Origin of the sequence: Bowmanella yangjiangensis, assembly GCF_017255015.1 — a bacterium.
Classification (GTDB): Bacteria; Pseudomonadota; Gammaproteobacteria; order Enterobacterales; family Alteromonadaceae; genus Bowmanella; species Bowmanella yangjiangensis.
On sequence record NZ_JAFKCS010000116.1, the window covers coordinates 1 to 2,410 of the forward strand.

General features: G+C 39.6%; 2 protein-coding genes. Both read left to right on the top strand.

Annotated elements, in window-relative coordinates; genetic code table 11:
- Positions 1-207: 207 nt before the first annotated feature.
- Positions 208-864 carry a hypothetical protein gene (locus tag J0A65_RS22375; protein ID WP_206596529.1) on the top strand — a complete coding sequence of 219 codons (657 nt, stop codon included), beginning with the start codon at positions 208-210 and terminating at the stop codon, positions 862-864.
- A 1-nt stretch (position 865) separates the two neighbouring features.
- Positions 866-1,924: a DUF3307 domain-containing protein gene (locus J0A65_RS22380; RefSeq protein WP_206596530.1), complete on the top strand. Its 1,059-nt coding sequence runs from the start codon at positions 866-868 to the stop codon at positions 1,922-1,924.
- Positions 1,925-2,410 lie beyond the last annotated feature (486 nt).

Below are 2,410 nucleotides of genomic sequence, written 5' to 3' on the forward strand. Positions count from 1 at the left end.
TCCCAGTGGCGGGCGCAGTACCCGTTACCAGATAGCACGCTGAGCACGGGAGTTTGCCGCCTGCGGCAGGCTACTGCGCGGGCTTTTTGTCTTGCCTGTAGATTTTTTTGACTTCACTGCTATATTCAATTTGGTTGAAAATTATGATTTCAACCAAATTGGTTGGCAATCCCGCTGCTTTTTTTTTACTCTTGTCAAGAGCTTTCAATGAAAAATGGTATCGGTGTCATTACAGGTGATTTATACAAGTCATCGATCGGATATGAGAGAGGACTACCTTATCTCAAGAGTATGGAAACCGTTCTCAAGAACCTTGAACACTTAGATATGTTTTCAATACAGCAAGTTGACATATTCAGAGGAGACTTCTTTCAAATCACCTTAAGCGAACCAGCTTATTTCCTTGATTTGGCTGTATACCTTCGCTCACACCTTATATCCCTTAGCGATGACATTGAGATGAAGTATGATGCTCGACTTTCTCTCTCCTACAGTGAAATTGATTTATCAGCAGAGCTAAAAAATCGCTCCTACTTTGAGGATGCCTACTTATTATCCGGCAGAGGGCTAGATCATATGCCCAAAAATACAATGATGATCTTTAGCTCAAAAATTGAAAAATGGCACAAGTCATTTAGCGGCCCCATTAGACTACTTGACTACATTGTCAGCTCGCTATCCAAGCCTCAAGCTCAAGTTCTTTCCGAGATAATTATAGAAAGAAGAATTAATGCACTGGAACTATCTAAAAAAACAGGAAAGACACAGCAAAATATTTACAAACTCATAGACCGAGGAGGAATAAGGCAAATCTTTGACTTCCTAGAAAATTCTAGAGATCAAATACATTACTTAAGGCGTTAAAATGAGTACTTATCTTCTGCTCACACTCTTGCTTACGGGGCATGTACTTTGTGACTTTTACTTCCAATCAAGAGAGTGCGTGGAAAACAAAAAAATCCAAAGGAATATAAATCTCGCCTTCTTAAAAGCACACCTACATCATGCACTAACTCACGCAACAACATTAACTGCAACCGTAGCAATCTGGCTTTATGCCAATTCAGAAACAAGCAGCCTCACACAGATAGTCACAAAGAACCTTAATCTACTCCTTATAATCTTTGAGGCAGTATTTTTCAGCCATATAATTATCGACATACTAAAAGAGTTGTTTTCAAGAAAAAATCAACCCTATAGATCCCTTATATTTCTAGCAGACCAACTACTTCATGTCTCGGTTATATTCTGGCTCGCGCTAATATTTTTTTATGCCAAAGAAGATCCAAACCAAAACGCAGCAATACATACAGAACTGCTGACAGCCGCAATCTTTTTATTATCACTACTTATACTACTTAGACCATCCTCTATATTCATCACACTATTCATGAGCAGCAAAAAAATAGGAGGCGTGTCCAGAAAAATACAAATAACCAAAAGCTTCCTTGCTGAGGCATACTATTCAGAATTAGCCAAAAACTACAGTTCAAGTTTGACGGAACCCGATCTTGCTTCCGCGCTATCTAAATCCAGAACCAAAGCCGAGACACTAGTCAAACTCTTAGAAGGCAAAAACCTTGAGATAGACTCTAAAAGTGCTTTTGATTCAAACGGTGCAGGGAAATGGATTGGATATATCGAAAGACTCATGCTCTTTGTATTTTATACATTCAGCCAGCCTGCGGGCATAGCCATTGTCATGGCAATTAAAACTGCATTTCGCTTCAATGATTTAAAAGATGACAACGATAGCGCACGATCAGAATACATTATGATCGGTACGTTTCTGAGCTTTTTTATCACAATGATAGTGGCAGCAATTGCCAAATTTTCTATTGAGTCAATTTGGAGTGGCAGCCAAATAGATACAATGGATTTTAATATTTTACGCTGGCTGAACACATACATTCTGGGAAGCTAAATAAGCCGTACATGGGGCATAGCCAGGCTTAGATACACTCAACGACCAACAAACCATTTTGGTTGAAAAACAAGAAAACAACCAAATCGGTTTAATAAACAAAAACCAAAAAAAATGCCCTGTCAACACATTTTTATGGATTAATAATTATCTTTTATAACTTTATGATCTATGATGATGATCGCCAGAGACAAGATGAGCTCCAGGGATAACGTCGTAAAAATTGCACTATCGGGTGAGCCACCATGAAAGACTGGTGATAGCTTACGCAGATGGAATCCAGCTAAGCGCTGAGGCATGTGAGCTAACTATCAACGGTACACTGTCGGTACAGTGCTTAGCTTTTTAGGATTTCGCAAAAATACGCTCAAGCCCTTTAAGGACGCTGCTTTCAGCTTATTTTACCTGCGCCGAACTGCTCACGGTTTTACTGGGTTTGAGGCATTTCTAGGCAACTCATAATCCTTTGGTCCACGATCCGAGTCC

Bases quoted from the DNA above. Each gene is read 5' to 3' on its own strand.
- J0A65_RS22380 (WP_206596530.1), top strand. From the start codon at position 866: ATGAGTACTTATCTTCTGCTCACACTCTTGCTTACGGGGCATGTACTT.
- J0A65_RS22375 (WP_206596529.1), top strand. From the start codon at position 208: ATGAAAAATGGTATCGGTGTCATTACAGGTGATTTATACAAGTCATCG.